Origin of the sequence: Vreelandella arctica (assembly GCF_037070215.1) — a bacterium.
GTDB classification, from domain to species: Bacteria; Pseudomonadota; Gammaproteobacteria; order Pseudomonadales; family Halomonadaceae; genus Vreelandella; species Vreelandella arctica.
Genome location: NZ_JBANSN010000087.1, coordinates 1 through 1,401, shown reverse-complemented (window position 1 = coordinate 1,401; position 1,401 = coordinate 1). Strand labels below are relative to the sequence as shown.

Sequence of the window (1,401 nt, the reverse complement as noted above, 5' to 3'; positions counted from 1 at the left end):
TCTTAAATTGTGATACGCGTCAGCGTATCCGGCAAAATGAAACGTGATCATTGCGAGATACCAGACTCCTTCGGGTTATAGGGTCAAGCAATGAAGCGCACACGGTGGATGCCTAGGCAGCCAGAGGCGATGAAAGACGTGGTAGCCTGCGATAAGGCTCGGTGAGGTGGCAACAACCTGTGACCCGGGCATTTCTGAATGGGGAAACCCACCGATCATAAGATCGGTATCGTGCACTGAATACATAGGTGTACGAGGCGAACCAGGGGAACTGAAACATCTAAGTACCCTGAGGAAAAGAAATCAACCGAGATTCCCCTAGTAGCGGCGAGCGAACGGGGACCAGCCCTTAAGCATGTGACTGATTAGGCGAATGCGTTGGGAAGCGCGGCCGTAGCGGGTGATAGCCCCGTAGTCGAAAATCTGATCATGTGAAATCGAGTAGGTCGGGGCACGAGAAACCTTGACTGAAGACGGGGGGACCATCCTCCAAGGCTAAATACTCCTGGCTGACCGATAGTGAACCAGTACCGTGAGGGAAAGGCGAAAAGAACCCCGGAGAGGGGAGTGAAATAGATCCTGAAACCGTGTGCGTACAAGCAGTAGGAGCAGACTTGTTCTGTGACTGCGTACCTTTTGTATAATGGGTCAGCGACTTATATTCAGTGGCGAGGTTAACCGTATAGGGGAGCCGTAGGGAAACCGAGTCTTAACTGGGCGACACAGTCGCTGGATATAGACCCGAAACCGAGCGATCTATCCATGAGCAGGGTGAAGGTTGAGTAACATCAACTGGAGGCCCGAACCAGGATCTGTTGAAAAAGATTTGGATGACTTGTGGATCGGAGTGAAAGGCTAATCAAGCTCGGAGATAGCTGGTTCTCCTCGAAAGCTATTTAGGTAGCGCCTCATGTAGTACCGCCGGGGGTAGAGCACTGTTTCGGCTAGGGGGTCATCCCGACTTACCAACCCGAGGCAAACTCCGAATACCGGTGAGTAACGCGTGGGAGACACACGGCGGGTGCTAACGTCCGTCGTGAAAAGGGAAACAACCCAGACCGTCAGCTAAGGTCCCGAAATCCTGGTTAAGTGGGAAACGATGTGGGAAGGCTCAGACAGCTAGGAGGTTGGCTTAGAAGCAGCCATCCTTTAAAGAAAGCGTAATAGCTCACTAGTCGAGTCGGCCTGCGCGGAAGATGTAACGGGGCTAAACCAGGTACCGAAGCTACGGGTTCATCCTTTTAGGATGAGCGGTAGAGGAGCGTCGTGTACGCCAATGAAGGTGGATTGAGAAGTCTGCTGGAGGTATCACGAGTGCGAATGCTGACATGAGTAACGATAAAGGGAGTGAAAAACTCCCTCGCCGGAAGACCAAGGGTTTCTGTTCGACGCTAATCGGAG

1 rRNA gene is annotated in these 1,401 nt (G+C 52.4%); it reads left to right on the top strand.

Annotated features, from left to right (window positions below):
- Positions 1–81 precede the first annotated feature (81 nt).
- Positions 82–1,401, top strand: a 23S ribosomal RNA gene (locus tag V8L70_RS22770); the annotation flags it as partial.